The sequence below is a fragment of the Pseudoxanthomonas sp. GW835-FHT14C01 genome (assembly GCF_058793715.1).
Genome location: NZ_JBXAGB010000002.1, coordinates 1,205,825 through 1,224,052 on the forward strand (window position 1 = coordinate 1,205,825; position 18,228 = coordinate 1,224,052).

General features: G+C 68.7%; 16 protein-coding genes. 9 read left to right on the forward strand and 7 right to left on the reverse strand.

The window, feature by feature from the left end; all coding sequences use genetic code 11:
- Nucleotides 1-15: 15 nt before the first annotated feature.
- From crcB to AC1Q5B_RS12510, 6 genes are all read left to right on the forward strand, one after another.
- The gene (crcB, locus tag AC1Q5B_RS12485) at nucleotides 16-429 is read left to right on the forward strand and encodes a fluoride efflux transporter CrcB (protein ID WP_492631977.1); all 414 of its coding nucleotides are present in this window, start codon (nucleotides 16-18) and stop codon (nucleotides 427-429) included.
- A 207-nt stretch (nucleotides 430-636) separates the two neighbouring features.
- Nucleotides 637-2,163 (forward strand): hypothetical protein, encoded by a 1,527-nt coding sequence (locus AC1Q5B_RS12490; protein WP_492631978.1) that lies wholly within the window; start codon nucleotides 637-639, stop codon nucleotides 2,161-2,163.
- A 112-nt stretch (nucleotides 2,164-2,275) separates the two neighbouring features.
- Complete coding sequence (locus AC1Q5B_RS12495; RefSeq protein ID WP_492631979.1) at nucleotides 2,276-2,704, forward strand: hypothetical protein; 429 nt, start codon at nucleotides 2,276-2,278, stop codon at nucleotides 2,702-2,704.
- Nucleotides 2,701-3,405, forward strand: coding sequence for a C39 family peptidase (locus AC1Q5B_RS12500; RefSeq protein ID WP_492631980.1), 705 nt, complete (start codon nucleotides 2,701-2,703; stop codon nucleotides 3,403-3,405). The genes AC1Q5B_RS12495 and AC1Q5B_RS12500 overlap by 4 nt, the downstream gene beginning before the upstream one ends.
- A 1-nt stretch (nucleotide 3,406) precedes the next feature.
- A complete protein-coding gene (locus tag AC1Q5B_RS12505; RefSeq protein ID WP_492631981.1) occupies nucleotides 3,407-3,910 on the forward strand; it encodes a hypothetical protein in 504 nt (167 codons plus the stop codon).
- 45 nt (nucleotides 3,911-3,955) lie between these two features.
- Nucleotides 3,956-5,476, forward strand: a complete 1,521-nt coding sequence (locus AC1Q5B_RS12510; protein ID WP_492631982.1) for a transporter — start codon at nucleotides 3,956-3,958, stop codon at nucleotides 5,474-5,476.
- 9 nt (nucleotides 5,477-5,485) lie between these two features.
- On the opposite strand, the gene AC1Q5B_RS12515 is transcribed toward AC1Q5B_RS12510, so the two are convergent.
- Nucleotides 5,486-5,860 carry a DUF4345 domain-containing protein gene (locus AC1Q5B_RS12515; protein ID WP_492631983.1) on the reverse strand — a complete coding sequence of 125 codons (375 nt, stop codon included), beginning with the start codon at nucleotides 5,858-5,860 and terminating at the stop codon, nucleotides 5,486-5,488.
- 157 nt (nucleotides 5,861-6,017) lie between these two features.
- Here AC1Q5B_RS12515 and AC1Q5B_RS12520 point away from each other — a divergent pair, with 157 nt between their 5' ends.
- Complete coding sequence (locus tag AC1Q5B_RS12520; protein WP_492631984.1) at nucleotides 6,018-6,467, forward strand: DUF4124 domain-containing protein; 450 nt, start codon at nucleotides 6,018-6,020, stop codon at nucleotides 6,465-6,467.
- 10 nt (nucleotides 6,468-6,477) lie between these two features.
- Here AC1Q5B_RS12520 and hemN read toward each other — a convergent pair whose 3' ends face one another.
- The gene (hemN, locus tag AC1Q5B_RS12525) at nucleotides 6,478-7,884 is read right to left on the reverse strand and encodes an oxygen-independent coproporphyrinogen III oxidase (protein ID WP_492631985.1); all 1,407 of its coding nucleotides are present in this window, start codon (nucleotides 7,882-7,884) and stop codon (nucleotides 6,478-6,480) included.
- Nucleotides 7,885-7,929: 45 nt separating this feature from the next.
- Nucleotides 7,930-9,165, reverse strand: coding sequence for an MFS transporter (locus tag AC1Q5B_RS12530; protein ID WP_492632094.1), 1,236 nt, complete (start codon nucleotides 9,163-9,165; stop codon nucleotides 7,930-7,932).
- A 175-nt stretch (nucleotides 9,166-9,340) separates the two neighbouring features.
- Between AC1Q5B_RS12530 and AC1Q5B_RS12535 the strand changes: the two genes are divergently transcribed.
- Both AC1Q5B_RS12535 and fdhD read left to right on the forward strand, forming a co-directional pair.
- Nucleotides 9,341-11,650, forward strand: a complete 2,310-nt coding sequence (locus AC1Q5B_RS12535; RefSeq protein ID WP_492631986.1) for an FdhF/YdeP family oxidoreductase — start codon at nucleotides 9,341-9,343, stop codon at nucleotides 11,648-11,650.
- Nucleotides 11,640-12,443: a formate dehydrogenase accessory sulfurtransferase FdhD gene (fdhD, locus tag AC1Q5B_RS12540; RefSeq protein ID WP_492631987.1), complete on the forward strand. Its 804-nt coding sequence runs from the start codon at nucleotides 11,640-11,642 to the stop codon at nucleotides 12,441-12,443. The genes AC1Q5B_RS12535 and fdhD overlap by 11 nt, the downstream gene beginning before the upstream one ends.
- A 65-nt stretch (nucleotides 12,444-12,508) precedes the next feature.
- Here fdhD and pdeM read toward each other — a convergent pair whose 3' ends face one another.
- From pdeM to AC1Q5B_RS12560, 4 genes are read right to left on the reverse strand one after another with little or no spacing between them, the layout of a single operon-like run.
- A complete protein-coding gene (gene pdeM, locus AC1Q5B_RS12545) occupies nucleotides 12,509-13,168 on the reverse strand; it encodes a ligase-associated DNA damage response endonuclease PdeM (protein ID WP_492631988.1) in 660 nt (219 codons plus the stop codon).
- The gene (locus AC1Q5B_RS12550) at nucleotides 13,158-15,608 is read right to left on the reverse strand and encodes a ligase-associated DNA damage response DEXH box helicase (RefSeq protein ID WP_492631989.1); all 2,451 of its coding nucleotides are present in this window, start codon (nucleotides 15,606-15,608) and stop codon (nucleotides 13,158-13,160) included. Before AC1Q5B_RS12550 ends, pdeM begins: the two co-directional genes overlap by 11 nt.
- Nucleotides 15,605-17,197, reverse strand: a complete 1,593-nt coding sequence (locus AC1Q5B_RS12555; protein ID WP_492631990.1) for an ATP-dependent DNA ligase — start codon at nucleotides 17,195-17,197, stop codon at nucleotides 15,605-15,607. The genes AC1Q5B_RS12550 and AC1Q5B_RS12555 overlap by 4 nt, the downstream gene beginning before the upstream one ends.
- Nucleotides 17,194-18,195, reverse strand: coding sequence for a ligase-associated DNA damage response exonuclease (locus tag AC1Q5B_RS12560; RefSeq protein ID WP_492631991.1), 1,002 nt, complete (start codon nucleotides 18,193-18,195; stop codon nucleotides 17,194-17,196). The genes AC1Q5B_RS12555 and AC1Q5B_RS12560 overlap by 4 nt, the downstream gene beginning before the upstream one ends.
- Between the last annotated feature and the right edge of the window lie 33 nt (nucleotides 18,196-18,228).

Sequence of the window (18,228 nt, forward strand, 5' to 3'; positions counted from 1 at the left end):
GACGGGATACGACGCATGCCGGTACAGGCCTGGGTGTGGTGGCAACAACTGGTGCTGGTGATGGCGGGCGGCGCACTGGGCGCCGCGGCGAGGTTCTGGCTGGGTGGCGCGTTGCTGCGGCAGCTCGGCAGCGGATTCCCCTGGGGCACGTTCGCAGTGAACATGATCGGCTCGTTCGCCGTGGGCTTCCTCGCCCTGTGGCTGGAGGGACGGGGCCCGTCGGCGCTTTACTGGCGTGCGTTCCTTGTCGTCGGCGTGTTGGGCGCGTTGACCACGTACTCCGCGTTGATGGTCGAGTGCCTGATGTTCGCGCGCAGCGAGCGGCAGGGAGCCGCGCTGGGCTACCTCGCGATGACGTTGACGCTGGGCTTGCTGCTGGTCTGGCTCGGCGCGCGCCTCGCGGCAGCGATCCGGTCTCCCGCCTGGTAACGACGCATCGCGGATGGCGTCCAGGCGCGGGGACGTCAGCACGGGAGTCTTCAGGGTACCCCGGCTGGCGCGCGGACGAGCGGTCATGTTGCTAATGAATTTTTAACGTTGGCGGCGGAGTGCGCTAACGAATCGTGTGCAAGCGTGACCTGCGTCGCTTTTTAGGGGCTTCCCCTGGGCTCCGGAGCGGCGACAAGGAGACTCACCATGTGCACACGCAAGACTCTGATCGCGTCGGCGGTACTTCTGGCGCTCGGCATGACGGGACAGGCCTTCGCTCAACAGGCCAATACCGAGAACGGGGACGGCGATGACATCCTCGTCAACCTCGCGGCGGACATGAGCGACAACAGCACCAACACCGACAATTCCAACAACAGCGACAATTCAGACCATTCCGACAGCTCCGACAACAGCGACAACCGCTCCTACGACGGCGACAACCGCGACAACCGTGGACGCGCCAGCGCCGAGGGCTACGGTTCGACCGCGGCGAACAACGGCAGCACCGCGACGTCGACGTTCTCCAACGCGTTCAACCACAGCAAGGCCGTGGCAGAGACGCGCCTGGAAGGCAGCGTGTCCGGCGTGATCGTGCACGACATCGGCAACGTCGCCCAGAACGGGGGCAACGCCAATGGCGGTAGCGGCGGACGCGGCGGCGCAGGCCATGGCGGCGACGGCTACGGTGGCGAGGCCGGCGGCGGTTCCGGCAGCGGCGGCGATGGAGGCCATGGCGGTGCCGGCGGCGACGGCGGCAGCGGTGGCAGCGCCAGCATCGGCGACGCGACGGCAGGCGATTCGTCCAATGGCAGCGCGTCGATCGGAGACGCCACCGCTGGCAACGGCGGCCGTGGCGGCAATGCGAACGACACCCGTGGCGCGAACGGCGGCGATGGCCGCGGCTGGGGCGGCGCAAGCGACGCGACGGCCGGCAACGGACGGGGCCGTGGTGGTGATGCCGGTGGTTGGGGCGGTGATGGCGGTGGTGCGACCGGAGCCTCCGGCGGCGATGCCGGCAGCGCCAGCGGCGACACCGGCGCGATCGCAAGCGCAGCCGGGGGTGATGCGGGTGCGGGCAGCGGCAATGTCCGCGAGCGCGGTGCTGGGGATGGCACCAGCGGTGACGGTACGGCGACCGGTGGTGCGGGCACGTCGGGCGACGCGACCCCGACCGGTGGCGCGAGCACGGCGACGGCAGGCGCCGGCACCTCCGGTGACGCGACCGGTACCGGCGGCGACGGCACGGGTACCGGCGGTGCCGGCTCCGGTACGGGCGGCGACGCGACGGCCAGCGGTGGCGCAGGATCGGGCTCCGGTGGCGCAGGCGGCACCCTGACCGCGACCGCGGGCAACGGTGGCGATGGCGGCGACGCCAGCAACGGTGACGCGACGAATGGCAGCGCCTCGTCCAGCGCCAGCAACGGCGATGCCACGGCCGGCAACGGCGCCAGCGGCGCGGTCGGTGCGACCGGCGGTGCCGGCGGCGTCGGCAACGGCGGCGACGGGATGGGCGGCGACGGCAATGGCGGTGTCGGCAACGGTGCGACCGGTGGCGCCGGTGGCGCAGGCGGTTCCGTCGCGGTCGACGCGGGCGCGTTCGACATGTCCAACAACATGACGAGCGTCGGCCAGTCGGCGGCCGGCATCATGGTGGCCGCGCAGAACAGCGGCATGGCCTCGCTCATCCAGCAGGGCATCACCGTCCAGGCCAACCTGACCGTAGGTCCGTAAGCGCTCGGGCGATGTCCCGGCCTGCGTGGCCGGGACATCCCGCGTGGGCGACGGTGTCCTTCAGGATGCTGGGCACCGCACGGCCGCGCGGCGGGCGCATGGCAAGGGAGCCATGACCATGCACACGCATCAACCCGCCTGGCTGCGCATCGCGGCCTGTGGATGCCTTCTCATTGCCGGTGGCGTCCGGGCGACGGAGAACGTCGCGCCGACTGTCGACTCTCCTCCTTCCGGCAGCATCGAGCCTGCCGCGGCAGGCGTCCCCCTCCTCGTCGTCAGCGACCTCGGGCGTGCGGTTGCGGTCGACCGGCTGTCCACGATGCGGGGCGGGGATGGCGGCACGGTGGACAACCGGATCGACGTCGATGGCTCGGTCGACGGCAACACCGCGCAGCACATCGCCAGCGGCTCGAACAGCATCGCCGACGGCGCTTTCAGCAACGCCAGCGGCATCAGCACAGTCATCCAGAATACCGGCAGCAACGTGCTGATCCAGAACGCGATGATCGTGACGGTCGACTTCGGGGCGGTGCCGCAATGAAACGCCGCCCGGGGCATGCGGACTGGCTGGCGCATGCCACGCTGGCCTGCGCGTTCGTTTGCCTGGGCGGGGCCTCGGCGGCCACCAGCGAACTGCGTGTGCCGGGCGGCGCCTACAACGTTCGCCTGACCAGCCTGAAGGAAGCCCGCTTCAGGACCACGCTGCCGCAGCAGTACGACTTCAGTTGCGGCTCCGCGGCCACGGCGACGCTGCTGACGCACCAGTACGGCCATCCTGTCAGCGAGGTCGACGTGTTCGTGCAGATGTACAACAACGGCGACCAGGCGCGCATCCGCAGGGAAGGGTTCTCGCTGCTCGACATGCGGCGCTACCTGCGCTCGAAGGGGTACGAAGCCGACGGCTTCGAGTTGCCGCTCGACAAGCTGCAGGAAGAGAACGTGCCCGCGATCGTGCTGCTCAACGATCGCGGCTACCGCCATTTCGTCGTCGTGAAGGGCTTGCGCAACGGCCGTGTGCTGCTGGGCGATCCGGCCCGAGGCACGCGCGCAATGCCGCGCTCGCGCTTCGAGGCCCTGTGGGACAACCGGGTGATGTTCGTCGTGCACAACCGGCGCGAACGTGCCCGCTTCAACCAGGCCAGCGACTGGAGGACCGCCCCCCCGGCGCCGCTCGACATGGGAATCCAGCGCGACGGCCTGCGCAACGCCACCGTGCCCCGGCGCGGTCCGGGAGACATCTGACATGGACGATCGACGTTACCGCGCATGCTTCGCCGCGCTGCTGCTCGTCGCCGTGTTCGCGCCCGTATGCGCACAGGAGCGTGGCAGCGAACTGGGCACCGAATGGCGGCCGGTGGATCCGGGCCGGCTGGCGCAGATGCGCGGCGGGTTCCAGATGCCATCCGGGATGATGCTGTCGTTCGGCATCGAGCGCGTCGTCTACCTCAACGGCGAGCTGACCGCGCGCATCGCGGTGCAGATTCCCGACGTGGCGCGCATCACCCCGGAACAGGCGCAGGCCCTGGCCGACTTCAACCGCGGGCTGGTCGTGCAGATCGGCGATGGCAATCGCGTCGATCCCGCGCAGGCGGCAGGCGGGCTCGTCATCCAGAACACGCTCGACGACCAGGACATCCGCACGCTGACCCGCATCGACGTGGGCACCGACGCGCTGGGTGCCTACCAGGGCCTCAATGCCGGTGGCGCGCTGACGGATGCATTGATCCGCGCGCCCGGCGGTCCATGACGCGCGGCCACCGCCGCGACCCTCGCACACGACAAGGGGAACCTCATGAAAGGGACGTCTCTGATCGATGCGGCACCGCTGGCCCTGGCGGTCGGTTTGATCGTCCAGGCCGGGCAGGCGAGGGCGCAGGACCTCCCTGTGCCTGCGACACTCCAGCCGCCGATCCCGACGCAGCCCTACGAGGTCACCGCCGATGCGCGGCTGGATGCGTTGCAGCGCCAGCTCAACGAACAGACCCGGCGGCTGCAGCAGATGCGGGAACTGATGCAAGCGCAGGAGCAGCAGATCTTCAGCCTGCAGAACGCGTTGAACGACGAGATCCTCGCCAATGCGCGTGCACGGGGCGCCCCCGCACCGGTCATCGTGCCGTCGCTGAACCAGGCACCCACGTTCCGCGATGCGTCCGCAGGTTCGACCTACATCGTGGTCGGCCCGGCGCCCGTATCCGCCCCCGAGACGGCGATCGACGCGGGAAGTGGCCACGATGGCGGCAACCAGATGGCGCAGGCCGCTGCGCCGGCCCGTGCCCCACAGACGGCGACTACACCGGCGCGGACCGGAGGCGGGCAGCCGCCGCAACGGGTGGGACAGGCACCGGAAAGCGATTCGCGGCCGCCGGAGGTGGCGCAGATCTTCGATCAGCCCGGTGTGCTGACGCCGAAGGGCAAGCTGGTGCTGGAGCCGTCGGTCCAGTACGGCTATTCGGCGAACGACCGGGTGGCGCTGGTCGGCTACACCGTCATTCCGGCGATCCTGATCGGCCTGATCGATGTGCGGCAGGTGAAAACGACCACCGCCGTGGCGACATTGACCGGCCGCTATGGCGTCAGCCGTCGCATGGAGCTGGAAGCCAGGCTGCCTTATGTCTACATCCACAGCGACACGGTCAGCCGCGAGATCTTTACCGGATCCGCGCAGGACCGTGTGTTCAACGCGCGCGGCAGCGGCATGGGCGACGTTGAACTGACCGGGCGCTACCAGCTCAACCGCGGCGGCGCCGACAAACCGTTCTACATCGCCTGGCTGCGGTACAAGAGCCGCACCGGACGCGATCTCTTCGACGTGACCACCGACTGCGTGACGCGGTGCGTGGGCAACACGACGGGGACCGGCCTGCCGCTGGATCTGCCGACGGGCAGCGGCTTCAACGCGCTGCAGCCGGGCGTGACCTGGCTGTACCCGTCCGATCCGGTCGTGTTCTTCGGCAGCCTCAGCTACCTGCACAACGTCAAGCGCAGCGATGTGTCGCGACGCGTGCTGGGTGGAGAAACCGAGTTCCTCGGCGACATCAAGGCCGGCGACATCCTCGGCTTCAACCTCGGGATGGGCCTGGCGCTCAACGAGAAGGCGGCCATCAGCATCGGCTACGACACCAGCATCGTCGACACGACCAGGCAAAACGGCGAAGAGGTCGCCGGCGCCGTGCGCACCACGCTGGGCACCCTGCTGCTGGGCGGCACCTACCGCTTCAGCGACCGCATGTCGCTCAACGTCGCGCTGGGCGTGGGCGTCACCCGCGACACCCCGGACATGACCTTCACTGCGCGCCTGCCGATCACCTTCTGAGCCCGCGCGTCAGCCGGGGCGGCCTTGCCACCACAACCACAGGGCCGCCGCGAGCATCAGCCATTCGACCACCGCCAGCACCAGGGTGGCGGTTTCCACCGGCCACCAGCGCAACAGGCCGATGCTGCGGAAGAGCACGATGGGAACATAGAGGGCGAGGGCGAACACCAGCCCGGTCCGCATCTGCTGGCTCCACGCGAACCACGCGAACAGGAAGGCCAGTCCCAACTGCAGGCCGCCGTAGATGGTCAGGTACTCCGTCTGCCCCGAGCGTGTCAGCGAGGTGTAGCCCACCGCTGCAGCGGTACGTGCGGGCGCGAACGCGCACCATGCGGCGAGGAGCAGGTAGATCGCGGCATTGAGGTAGAGATAGACCGAAGCCATGACACGCTCCAACCGGAAGAAGACGCCCTTCATGCAGGGCACCAGGTGATGGAGTGGTGAAGCGCGTCGAAACCCGACAGAGGAAGGCGGCATTGACCGACGCCCTGCATGACGACGCGGCGTGATGCTGCGGGTGGGTTTCCTGCTGGAGCACGCCATGTCCCAGACGTCTTCCACCGCCTGCCGTCTCGCGCTGGCGGTCGTCATCGTTGTTCTTTGCGCGCCGGCCTCGGGTGGCGACGCCATCCACAAGTGCCGTGGTCGCGATGGACAGTCTCACTATCAGTCGACGCCGTGCGCCGCCTCGCAGCGCACGGAATGGGTCCGCGACTATCCAGTGGACGCTTCGTCGCCGGTCCCCTCCACACCGTCGTCCCCGGCACCACATCCGATGGGCGATGACCGCCGTACGCGCTCGCCCGCCCGTGGTTCCGCCACGCGCAGGCAAGGGACGGCACAAGGCGCGGTGATCTCGCTGCATCGCGATGCGGCGGCCTGCGAACGCGCGAAGAAGACGCGCGACCAGACATATGCGCGGTTGGGTCTGAAACGCGACTTCGCCACCAGCCGCAAGCTCGACGATCGCGTCAACGAGGCATGCCGCTGATCGCCCGCGGTCAGACCGTCCGTGAGAATCGGGGGGCGTCCGACACCGCGACCGCCGGCAGATAGCGATCGAAGCACATCGCGATCACGCGCAGCAGCAGTCGGCCTTTGGGCGTGGCCTGGAAGCCGGCCCGGGTGAACGTCAGCAGGCCATCCCCTTCCAGTGCCCGCAGGCGCGGCAGGGCATCGGCGAAGTAGTCGGCAAACGCGATGCCGAAGCGTTTGCCGATGCGTGCATAGTCGAGCCGTCCATGGCACATCAGTTCCTGGATCACCTCGGCGCGCAGTACGTCGTCGCGATCCAGCGGCATGCCGCGCCAGACGGGCAGCCGGCCATCGTCGATGGCGCGCTCCCAGCTGGGGATGTCGCGCGGGTTCTGGCTGAAGCTGTCGCCGATGTGGCTGATCGCGCTCACCCCGAGACCGATCAGGTCGCTTTCCGCGTGGGTGGTATAGCCCATGAAGTTGCGATGCAGCCCACCGCGCTCCTGTGCGCGCGCCAGTTCGTCATCCGGCAGCGCGAAGTGGTCCATGCCGATGTAGACATAGCCGGCCGCCACCAGGCGCTCGATCGCACACTGAAGCAGCGCCAGCTTGGTCTCCGGATCGGGCAGGTCCTCGCCTGCGATGCGTTGCTGGGGCTTGAACAGCTGCGGCAGATGCGCATAGCTGTATACCGCGATACGGTCGGGACGTGCATCGATGACGATGTCCAGCGTCCGCTCGAAGCCTGCGCGCGTCTGTTTCGGCAGGCCGTAGATCAGGTCGATGTTCACCGACTTCATGCCGTGTTCGCGGCACGCGGCCACGATGGCCAGCGTCTCGTCGACGCCTTGCATGCGGTTCACGGCTCTCTGCACCGCGGGGTCGAAGTCCTGCACGCCCAGGCTTGCACGGTTGAAGCCGATGCGCGCGAGTTCACCGATGTCCGCCGGGGTGACGAAGCGCGGATCCAGCTCGATCGAAAAATCCATCGCATCCACGTCCGCGAAGCTGAACTGGCTGCGCAGCTCGGCCACGCAGTCCGCGATCTGCATGGGCGAAAGGAAGTTCGGTGTGCCGCCACCGAAGTGCAGCTGCGCCACGGGTCTCCCGCTGGCGAACAGCGGCGCCATCCGGGCGATTTCCCGGTACAGGTAATCGAGATAGAGCTCGCCGCGGGTCCTGTCGCGCGTGATCACCCGGTTGCAGCCGCAGTAGAAGCAGGGGCTGGTGCAGAACGGCACATGTACGTACAGCGACAGCGGTCGCGCGTGCTCCTGCCGGTTCGTCGCGGCGGCGTGTTCGCACAGCTGCTGCGGGCCGAAAGCGGCGCTGAACTGCGGTGCCGTCGGGTACGAGGTGTAGCGCGGTCCCGGCGTGTCGTAGCGCCGCAGCAGGTCCGCATCGAAAAGCGCTGAGGGAGAGACGTTGCCCATGACGTGCAGGCTAGGGCGTGCGCCCGACTGCCGCATTGATCGGGATCAATTCACCCGTGAATCGCTGGCGGGGGCTTCCGGCGCGTCGGGAATCTCGGGCAGCATTTCCAGCGCCGCGGGCGTGGTGCGCAACATCGGATGGAAGCGGGCCATCGACAGTAGCTGGCGCGCCTTGAACAGCCTGCGGCCGCCGGCCACCAGCGCCAGCACGCCTAGGGTAGCGGCGAAGAACAGCGGCAGCGCGGTCGCCCCGAACCGCTGCATCAGGCCGCCCGCCACCGCCGGGCCGACAGCCGCGCCAATGCCGTTGAGCAGCAATAGCGCGCTGCAGCCGGCCAGCAGCTGGTCGGCGGGCAGCCGGTCCAGCAGGTGCGCGACGGCCAGCGGATACAGCGCGAACGCCAGTCCGCCAAACAGGAAGAACAACGCATGCGACTGCGCATCGAAGCGCAACGCAAGCAGCGCCGTGATCGCACCCAGTGCCGCGACCAGCGCCAGCGTGCTGCGACGGTCGCCGCGGTCGGACATCCGCCCGATCGGCAGCTGCAATGCCGCACCGCCCACGATGGTCACGGCCATGAACGTGCCGATGCCGGCGCGATCCAGACCCAGCGACGCGGCGTACACAGCACCCATGCCCCAGAACGCACCCAACGCGAGCCCCGCCAGCACAGCGCCAGCGGCCGCACTGGGCGCCACGCGGCAGATTTCCAGCAGGTGGATCTTCGGCGCCACGGTCATGACCGGGGGCACCAGGCGGGTGGCACTGACCGGCAGGATGGCCAGCGCGAACAGGATCGCCACCACGCTGAACAGCACCGCGCTGCGCGGCGGTTGCAGATCCAGCAGCAACTGGCCTGCCGCCAGCGCGAGCAGCGATACCACCATGTACACGCCGAACACCCGACTGCGTTGTTCCGGCGCGGCCTGCGCGTTGAGCCAGCTTTCGATCACCGTGCACAGGCCCACCAGCGCCATGCCGGTAACCACGCGGAGCAGCATCCAGCCGAGCGGCTCCAGCCACAATGGATAGACCAGCACGGCGGCGGCCGCCAGCGCGGCATGGAAGGCGAAGGCGCGGATATGGCCGACCCGCCGGATCAGCGGCGGTGCGGTGAAGGTGCCCAGAAAGAAGCCGATGAAGTAACCCGACATCACCAGTCCGGTCGTCCGCTCACCCCATCCTTCCGCCTGGCTGCGCATCGCCAGCAGCGTGCCCAGCAGCCCGTTGCCGCCCAGCAGCAGGGCGACGCTGGCGAGCAGAGCGGTGATGGGAAGCAGGATGCGGAGCACGGGGCGGGATCGGTACCGGGACGAGAATCTCGCGCATGCTAGCAACCCGAGGCTGAGCGACCGGTTCACATGCGATGGCGCCACGCACCTCCTGCATGCTGCGCAATGGCATCGGGTATCCTGCGGCCATCTTCATGACGGCACGCAATGACGGGGTGTTCCGATGACTGAGCGCAAGGTTCCGGGCATCGACGAATACGAAGGTGCGGCCGGTGGTTGGGGCGCACTGGCCGCCGTGGCGCGAGCAGTGAAGAGCCAGATGGCGGTCGGTCGCGAGACGTCGGCCCTGCGCCGCGTCAACCAGCCGGCCGGTTTCGACTGCCCCGGCTGCGCATGGCCCGATCCCAGGCACACCTCGTCGTTCGAGTTCTGCGAGAACGGCGCCAAGGCGGTGTCGTGGGAAGCGACCGGCAAGCGCGCGACGCCGGCGTTCTTCGCGGACCACACGCTGGCCGAATTGTGGGAATGGAGCGACCATGCGCTGGAGGACGAAGGCCGCCTGACGCATCCGATGGTGTACGACGCCGAGGCCGACCGCTATGTGCCGATCGGCTGGGAAGACGCATTCGCCCGCATCGGCGAAGCGCTGCGTGCACTGCCGCATCCCGACATGGCGGAGTTCTACACCTCGGGACGCACTTCGAACGAGGCTGCCTTCCTCTACCAGCTGATGGTGCGCGAGTACGGCACCAACAATTTCCCCGACTGCTCGAACATGTGCCACGAGGCGACCAGCGTCGGCCTGCCGGAATCCATCGGGGTGGGCAAGGGCACGGTGACGCTGGACGATTTCGCATACTGCGATGCGCTCTTCAGCTTCGGGCACAACCCCGGGACCAATCATCCACGCATGCTGTCGACGCTGCGCGAAGTATCGAAGCGTGGCGTGCCGATCGTGGCGGTCAATCCGCTGCGCGAACGCGGGCTGGAGCGCTTCACCTCGCCGCAGCATCCGGCCGAGATGCTGACCAACACCGCCACGCCGATCGCGCAGACCTACTACCAGGTGAAGATCGGCGGCGACCTGGCCCTGCTGAAGGGGATGATGAAGTGGCTGCTGCAGGCCGACGCCGACGATCTCGCCGCGGGTGGGCCGGGCGTGCTGGACCACGCCTTCATCGCCGAACATACCGAAGGCCTCGACGCCTTGCGCGACGACCTGGCGCTTACGACGTGGGACGAGATCGTCGAACATTCCGGCCTGTCGCGCGACGCCATCGCCGCAGCAGCGGGTCTCTACGCGAAGGCGGAACGGGTGATCCTCTGCTACGGCATGGGCATGACCCAGCACCGGCGTGGCACCCAGAACGTGCAGCAGATGGCCAACTTGTTGCTGCTGCGCGGGAACATCGGCAAGCAGGGCGCCGGTATCGCGCCGATCCGCGGTCATTCCAATGTGCAGGGCGACCGCACCGTCGGCATCACCGAGAAGCCGACGCAGGCGCTGGTCGACGCGATCAGGCGCCGGTACGGCTTCGAGTTTCCGCTGACGCACGGCCATGATGCGGTCGAGGCCGTGCGTGCGATCCGCGATGGCCGTTCCCGGGCACTCGTGTGCATGGGCGGCAACCTCGCCGTGGCGATGCCGGATCCGGAGACGACGATTCCCGCGATGCGCACGCTCGACCTGGCCGTGCACATCGCGACCAAGTTGAACCGCTCGCACCTGATCCCGGCGAAGCAGGCCTTCCTGCTGCCGTGCCTGGGGCGTACCGAGCGCGACGTCCAGGCCAGCGGACTGCAGTCGGTGACGGTCGAAGATTCGATGTCGATGGTGCATGCCTCGCAGGGCAGCCTGCCGCCGGCCTCCGGGCACCTGCTGTCCGAGCCGTCCATCGTCGCCGGCATCGCCAAGGCCACGTTGCCGCAGACGAAGGTGGACTGGGACGGCCTGGTCGGCGACTACGACCGCATCCGCGACGACATCGAAGCGGTGTTTCCCATGTTCAAGGACTTCAACCGTCGCGTGCGCGAGCCGGGCGGCTTCCGGCTGTACGTCGGTGCGTCCGAACGCGACTGGGGTCCTGGCAGGAAGGCGCGCTTCCTGGTCGCGCCCGGGCTCGACGAAGATCCGGGCGCCGACCGGCGCGACCAGCTGACGCTGACGACGATCCGTTCGCACGACCAGTACAACACCACGATCTACGGTTTCGACGACCGTTATCGCGGCGTCAGTGGACGGCGCGACGTGGTCTTCATGAACCGCGACGACATGCGGGCGCGTGGGCTGGAGCAGGGCGACCGGATCGAAGTGCAGTCGCGCATGGCTGGCCACGTGTCGGCTGCACGGACGGTATCCGGCTTCATCGCGGTCGAATACGACCTGCCGCGAGGTTCGGCGGCGATGTACTACCCGGAGGGCAACCGGCTGGTGCCCTTGGACAGCCATGATCCGGCGTCCGGCACACCGGCCTATAAATCGATTCCGGTCCTGGTCCGCAAGCTGCCCATCGCGGACGCGCATGCCGGCTGACCGCATCGAGGGGGCCGCACGACGCGAGGTCGTCGAGGTCACCGGGGGCGTATCCATCGCCCGAGAGGACCGGCTGGCGGAGGAGGTCCCGCTGGCGATCCACGGCAACGGCGAACCGCTGGCGGTAATGATGGCATCGCCGTGCGACCTGGAGGATTTCGCGCATGGCTTCGCACTGACGGAGCTGGGGATCGCTGCGGATGAGCTGGTGTCCGTCGAGGTAAGGCCGCTGCTGGAAGGCATCGAGCTCGACCTCCGGACAGGCCGTCCGTTGCCTGCACGCACCGCCGATCGACAGCGCTGGTTGCCCGGACGCAGCGGTTGCGGGATCTGCGGCAATCGGCAGCTGGAAGACGTGGTCAGACGGCCCACGGCGGTGGCGCACGGGACCGCCATCGCCGCGTCGTCACTGGACATCGCGCTGGCCGGGCTAGAACAGCGGCAGCCATTGAATGCGATGACTGGAGCCATCCACGCCGCCGCGTGGGCGAGGGGAGACGGCAGCCTGATGCTGGTCCGCGAAGACGTCGGCCGCCACAACGCGCTGGACAAACTGATCGGCGCCATGCAGCGGGAGGCCGTCGATCCGCGATCAGGCTTCGCCCTGGTCACCAGTCGCGCGAGCTACGAAATGGTGTCGAAGGCCGCGATGGCGGGTATTCCACTGCTCGCGGCGATATCCGCGCCGACCGCGCTGGCCGTGGATCTGGCGGAGGGCTGTGGGCTCACCCTGGTGGGATTTCTGCGTCGCGGTCGGCATGTGGTGTACAGCCATCGCCACCGATTGGGCTGAGGGGCTACCCAGCGACGTCGTGTTCACACCGTGGTACCGGCGCGCGTGTGGCGGATGCCGCATCGTCAACGGGAACGAACAGGCATCGCCATCTCCGCCAGCAGGCCGTCCAGGCAGACCACGTAGCGATCGCCTGGCGCCGGTGGTGGCTCGATGCCACCGGTGAACAGCGAGAACGCCGGCAGCAGCGTCAGTCGCTCGCGCAGCAGGAACGCGGGCCATCGGCCCCGCAATCCGGGATAGCGCACGCGGGGATGCAGGTGGCCCGCGATGACATGCCGCGTTCCCGCACGCGGCATGTGCCTCAGCTCGAAAGGGCCGCGCATCACCCCTTCATCGTGCAGCAGCAGCCCCCAGTCCGTCGCATGGTGCAGCAAGCGGCGATCATGGTTGCCCGCGACGACCGAGATATCCAGGCTCGCGTGCCGTGTCCGCCAGCGCTGCCATTCTTCCTGCCATGTCGCACGATCCACGGGGCCATGCAGGAAGTCGCCCAGCACGCAGAGTTCGCGCGCGCCCGTGGCCTGGATCAGCCGATCCAGGCGCTGCAGGTCATCGCGGGTGCCGCCGCGCGGCACGGCGACACCGCCGCGGCGCAGCGCGTGTCCCTTGCCGAGGTGCAGGTCGGCGATGAACACCGTTTTCTGCGCAGGCCAGAACAGGGCGCGGTCCGCGAGCAGCAGCATCTGTTCGCCGGCCAGACTCAGCGGCAGGCTAGCGTGCATGCCGGCGCTCCAATTGCTCTGCCGCCCGTCGCACGCGGACCTGCCAGTCTTCGGTGCTCAGATGACCGCGCATGCCGTCGGCCCATAGCGGAAACGCCAGGGGCGTGAGGCTTTCGGGGCGTTCCAGGACGATGCGGCTGTCTCGTAGCCGTCGCAGCAGCCGGTCGATGCCTGCGACCTGCAGGTCGTCCTCGAGCGCCTCGCGGCGTGCGAGTGCGAGCAGCAGGTGATCGGGATCGTGCTGCGCGAGCACATCGAACAGCAGCCCGCTCGACACCTGCAGCTGGCGCAGGCTGCGGGGCGCGCGGCCAGGCAACGAGGGAGGCAGCAATCCAGCCACACGCGCGATGCCCCGGAACTGGCGTTTCGCCAGTTCGCCCAGGTTGGCGCCGTGGGTGAGGTCCTCGACCAGGCGATCGGGCGTCAGCAGGTCGCGCAGGAGGTCGACCTCCAGCGTGAGCGGGCGTTGTGGCGACAGCATGAAGCCGACATCGTTGGCCGACAGCGAGAACGTGTTCGGTTCGCGCTGGCCCAGTCGCCATGCCAGCAGCGCAGCGAGACCTTCATGCACGCGCCGCCCGGCGAATGGAAAGACGAACAGGTGCTGTCCGTCGCGCCGGACGACGGTTTCCACCAGCAGGAGATCGGGTGATGGAATCCTGCTCACCCGCGCCTGCACCGCCAGCAATGGCTGCAAGGCGCGCATCTCCGGCGACGTTCGATCGGCCGCCAGCGTCTGGCGTACCTGATCGGCCAGGCGCGACGACAGCGGCATCCGTCCACCCATCCAGCGGGGCACCACGCCATCGCCCTGCTTCACCAGGCGGACGTACGCGGTCATGTCCTGCAGCCGGACCAGTTCCAGCAGCCGGCCAGCGAAGCGGAAACGCTCGCCGGGCCGCAACCGGCTCAGGAACGTTTCTTCGACCGCGCCTAGCCCACCGCCACGCAGGAACTTCACGGCGATGTTGCCGTCGCTGGCGATGGTGCCGATGGAGAGGCGATGGCGCAGCGCGACGGTACGATCGTGCACGCGGTGCACCCCATCGTCGTCGCGCACGACGCGCCGGTACTCGGGATAGTGCTCCAACGCGCCACCGCCCCGCACGACGAAGTCGAGCACGCGCTGCCAGGTCGTGGCATCGAGTACGGCGAAGGCATCGGTGCGGCGCACTTCGTCGAACAGCTCGTCTGCCGCGAAGCCGCTTCCCAGCGCGATGGTGACGCAGTGCTGGGCCAGTACGTCCAGCGGCAGCCGCGGCGGCTCCCGTGCCTCCACCCCGCTGGCCGCGATGGCAGTCCGGGTCGCGGCGTACTCGGCAAGCTCCAGCGCGTGCGTGGGAACGCAGAGCACGTGGCCGGTTTCGCCCGGACGGTGCCGTGCACGTCCGGCACGCTGCAGCAGACGCCCCACGCCCTTCGGACTGCCGATCTGGATGACCTGGTCGACGGATGGAAAGTCCACGCCCAGATCGAGGCTGGAGGTCGCGACGACGCAGCGCAGGGTCGCATCGCGCAGTCCCGCTTCCGCCTGCTGCCGCAAGGCGGGATCCAGCGAGCCATGATGGAGCGCGAGCGTACCCGGGTCCTCCGGCCAGACGGAGGCCAGCGCCTGGTGCCACAGCTCCGCGTGCGCACGGGTGTTGGTGAAGAGCAGGGTCGTCCGCACCGCCAACAGGCGTTCCAGCACACCGGCCAGCTGGCTCAGACCGAGGTGACCGCTCCACGGGAAGCGCACGATGTCCGCGGGAAGGAGGGTCTCCAGCGTCATCGGCCGCGGACGCGCGGCCGACAGCACCTGCGACGGCGTTCCCGGAGGCAGCAGGGCGCGACAGGCGTCGTCGAGGTTGCCCAGCGTCGCGGAAAGGCCCCAGGTACGCGCCCCCGGCGACCAGCGCCGCAACCGGGCCAGCGCGAGTTGCGTCTGTACCCCGCGCTTGCTGCCCATCAGCTCATGCCATTCGTCGACGACGATGCAACGCAGGTCCGCGAACATCGGTGCGGTGTCGGGATAGCTCAGCAGCAGCGACAGGGATTCCGGCGTGGTCACCAGCACGTCCAGCTTGCCGCCGCGCGCCAGCCGCTTGTCCCGCGCACTGGCATCGCCGGTGCGCTGCGCCACCGTCCAGGGCACACCGACGGCGTGCGCCGTTTCCATCAGGGAACGTGTCGTGTCGGCTGCCAGCGCACGCAAGGGCGTGATCCACACGATGCGCAAGGGTCGCGACACGGGTCGTTTCTTCGCCGCCAACGGCGGCGCTTCCGCCATTGCTTCCAGCAGCGGGCCTCCGAGCGCCGCCAATGTTTTGCCGCTGCCGGTCGGCGTGTGGATCAGTCCCGATTCGCCGGCCAGATAGTGCCGCCAGGCCTGGCGCTGGAACGGCAACGGTTTCCAGCCGCGCGCGGTGAACCATTGCCGCAGCCGGGCGAGCGGCGTCATCGCGCCAAGGCCTGCAGCGTCGCCAGCCGATCGGCTTCGACCGCGGGCTTGTCGCGTCGCCACCGCAGGATGCGAGGAAATCGGACCGCGATGCCCGACTTGTGGCGGCTGCTGACGTTGACGCCCTCGAAGCCCAGCTCGAACACCTGTTCGGCCGCCACCGAACGCACCGGCCCGAAGCGTTCGCGCGTGTGTGCGCGGATCCATCCGTCCAGCGCGAGGATCTCGCCGTCGTCCAGCCCGGAATACGCCTTGGCGACCGGCACCAACTCGCCCGCGTCGGTCCACACGCCGAAGGTGTAATCCGTGTACAGCGTGCTGCGACGGCCGTGGCCGGCCTGGGCGTACAGCAGCACCGCATCGATGGTGAGCGGATCGATCTTCCACTTCCACCAGTCGCCGCGCCGTCGGCCGCTGCGGTACGGCGAATCGCGGCGCTTCACCATGAGCCCTTCCACGCCGCGGTCCCGCGAGGTCTCGCGCAGGGTGGCCGCCTCTTCCCACGTCGCGACCTGCGCTTCCGGCGACAGCGCCAGGCGCGGATCGGCGGCGGCATCGAGCAGGTCGCGCAACTGCTGCCGGCGCGCCTGCAGCGGTCGTTCACGCAGGTCTTCACCGTCCAGTTCCAGCAAGTCGTAGGCCAGCACGCGCGCGGGCGCTGCCGTCAGGTGCTTGCTGCCCGGACGCTTGCGCTGGATGCGGGTCTGCAGTGCGGAGAAGGGCAGGGGTGCTTCGCCCTCGTTCCACGCCAGCAGTTCGCCGTCGATCACCGCGTCCCGTGGCAACGCCAGCGCCGCCGCTTCGATCTCGGGAAAGCGACCGTCCAGCCGCTCCTCTCCACGCGACCACAGGGCGACCTCGCCGCGGCGGCGGATGATCTGCAGGCGGATGCCGTCCCACTTCCATTCCAGCAGCCACGCGCCGACATCGCCCAGTTGCACCGGTGCGACTTCCAGAGGCGAAGCGAGGAAGAACGGGTAGGGCTGCTCGCGGTCGCTGTCCAGCACGTCGGTGGACAGCAAGGCGTCGAGGAACTGGGGCGTCGGCGGCCAGTCGCCGAGCATGCGCTGTGCGAGGACGGCGATCGGGACGTCGGAAAGGTCGGCGAGCGCCTGTTGCACCAACCGCGCCGAGACACCGACGCGGAGCGCGCCGGTCAGCAGCTTGTTGAATACCAGGCGCTCGCCATCGGGCAGTTGCGTCCACGCCTCGACCACGGTGCGCTGCCGGATGTCCGCATCCGCGCCTGCGACGGGCAGCAGGCGCTGTTCGATCCATGCGTGCAGCGGCACATCGGCATGGGGCGCCGGGGACGACGGGAGCAGCAGCGCGAGTGTTTCGGCCAGATCGCCGACATGGGAATAGCTGTCGTCGACCAGCCACGACGGCAGCCCGGCCACCTCCCCGCACCAAGTGCGGAGCTCGCCGCTGCCAGCGACACGGCGCAGCTTGTTGCCGGCCAGCAACCACAGGCCCCATGCGGCATCGGCACGCGGCACGCGGCGGACGTAGTCGGCGATCGCCGCCCGCTTGTCCAGCGTGCCGGTGCTGTGCTCCAGCGCCTGATACAGGGCGGCGAACGCCTTCATTCCTCGCCGCCGAAGCTTGTGGAGAAGGCATGCGCATCCAGCCCGTGCTCGCGCAGGTAGCGGATCAACGCATCCGTGCTGCCATGGGTGGCGATGACGCGGCGGGCACCGGTCTGTCCGATGGTGGCAAGCAGTGCCGGCCAGTCCGCATGGTCGGAAATCACGAAGCCGCGATCGTAGTTGCGGCGCCGGCGGTTGCCACGCAGGCGCATCCAGCCCGAGGCGAAGCCGTGCTCGGCATCGCGGAAGCGGCGTGTCCATGTCGATCCGGCGGCGGACGGCGGGGCGATCACCAGCCTGCCGGCGTATTCCTTGCCCTTGGGTTGTTCGCCGACCGGCTCGGTCGCCATCAGCGCGATGCCGGCCTGCCGATACACCTGTACCCCTGCGTCGACGGCACCGTGCAGGTAAACCGGTGGTTCGTCGAAGCGCGCCAGTTCGGCCAGGATCCGTTGCGCCTTGCCCAGGGCGTAGGAGTACAGCACCGCCGCGCGTCCTCGCGCTTCGCATGCGTGCCGCCACGCGACGATGCGGGCGACTTCTTCATGGGTGTCGGGCCACCGGTAGACCGGCAGGGCGAAGGTGGCTTCGGTGATGAAGACGTCGCAGGGCACTACGTCGAACGCAGGGCAGGTGGGATCCGGCTGGCGTTTGTAGTCACCGGAGGCCACCCACACCTCGCCATCCACTTCGATCCGCACCTGCGCCGAACCCAGCACATGGCCTGCCGAATGCAGCGACACGCGTGCCGCGCCCAGTTCGAACGGCTGACCGTAATCATGCGGATGGTAAGCCTGCTCTCCCAGTCGCCAGCGCAGCACCGGCATGCCGTCGCGCACGGCGTGGTAAGCGCCCATGCCGATCCGGGCGTGGTCGCCATGGCCATGCGTGATGACGGCGGTAGCGACGGGTCGCCAGGGATCGATGTAGAAATCGCCTGCAGGACAGTACATGCCCTCGGGGCGCAGCACGATGAGATCGCGGGAGGTCGCCGTCATGACGCCAGACTGCGCAATCCGGCGTACACGAGC

Coding starts and splice junctions, on each gene's coding strand:
- AC1Q5B_RS12505 (WP_492631981.1), top strand. CDS start 3,407: ATGGACGATCGACGTTACCGCGCATGCTTCGCCGCGCTGCTGCTCGTC.
- AC1Q5B_RS12495 (WP_492631979.1), top strand. CDS start 2,276: ATGACCATGCACACGCATCAACCCGCCTGGCTGCGCATCGCGGCCTGT.
- AC1Q5B_RS12515 (WP_492631983.1), bottom strand. CDS start 5,860: ATGGCTTCGGTCTATCTCTACCTCAATGCCGCGATCTACCTGCTCCTC.
- crcB (WP_492631977.1), top strand. CDS start 16: ATGCCGGTACAGGCCTGGGTGTGGTGGCAACAACTGGTGCTGGTGATG.
- AC1Q5B_RS12555 (WP_492631990.1), bottom strand. CDS start 17,197: ATGAAGGCGTTCGCCGCCCTGTATCAGGCGCTGGAGCACAGCACCGGC.
- AC1Q5B_RS12560 (WP_492631991.1), bottom strand. CDS start 18,195: ATGACGGCGACCTCCCGCGATCTCATCGTGCTGCGCCCCGAGGGCATG.
- AC1Q5B_RS12550 (WP_492631989.1), bottom strand. CDS start 15,608: ATGACGCCGCTCGCCCGGCTGCGGCAATGGTTCACCGCGCGCGGCTGG.
- AC1Q5B_RS12500 (WP_492631980.1), top strand. CDS start 2,701: ATGAAACGCCGCCCGGGGCATGCGGACTGGCTGGCGCATGCCACGCTG.
- AC1Q5B_RS12490 (WP_492631978.1), top strand. CDS start 637: ATGTGCACACGCAAGACTCTGATCGCGTCGGCGGTACTTCTGGCGCTC.
- AC1Q5B_RS12535 (WP_492631986.1), top strand. CDS start 9,341: ATGACTGAGCGCAAGGTTCCGGGCATCGACGAATACGAAGGTGCGGCC.
- hemN (WP_492631985.1), bottom strand. CDS start 7,884: ATGGGCAACGTCTCTCCCTCAGCGCTTTTCGATGCGGACCTGCTGCGG.
- pdeM (WP_492631988.1), bottom strand. CDS start 13,168: ATGCACGCTAGCCTGCCGCTGAGTCTGGCCGGCGAACAGATGCTGCTG.
- AC1Q5B_RS12510 (WP_492631982.1), top strand. CDS start 3,956: ATGAAAGGGACGTCTCTGATCGATGCGGCACCGCTGGCCCTGGCGGTC.
- AC1Q5B_RS12520 (WP_492631984.1), top strand. CDS start 6,018: ATGTCCCAGACGTCTTCCACCGCCTGCCGTCTCGCGCTGGCGGTCGTC.
- fdhD (WP_492631987.1), top strand. CDS start 11,640: ATGCCGGCTGACCGCATCGAGGGGGCCGCACGACGCGAGGTCGTCGAG.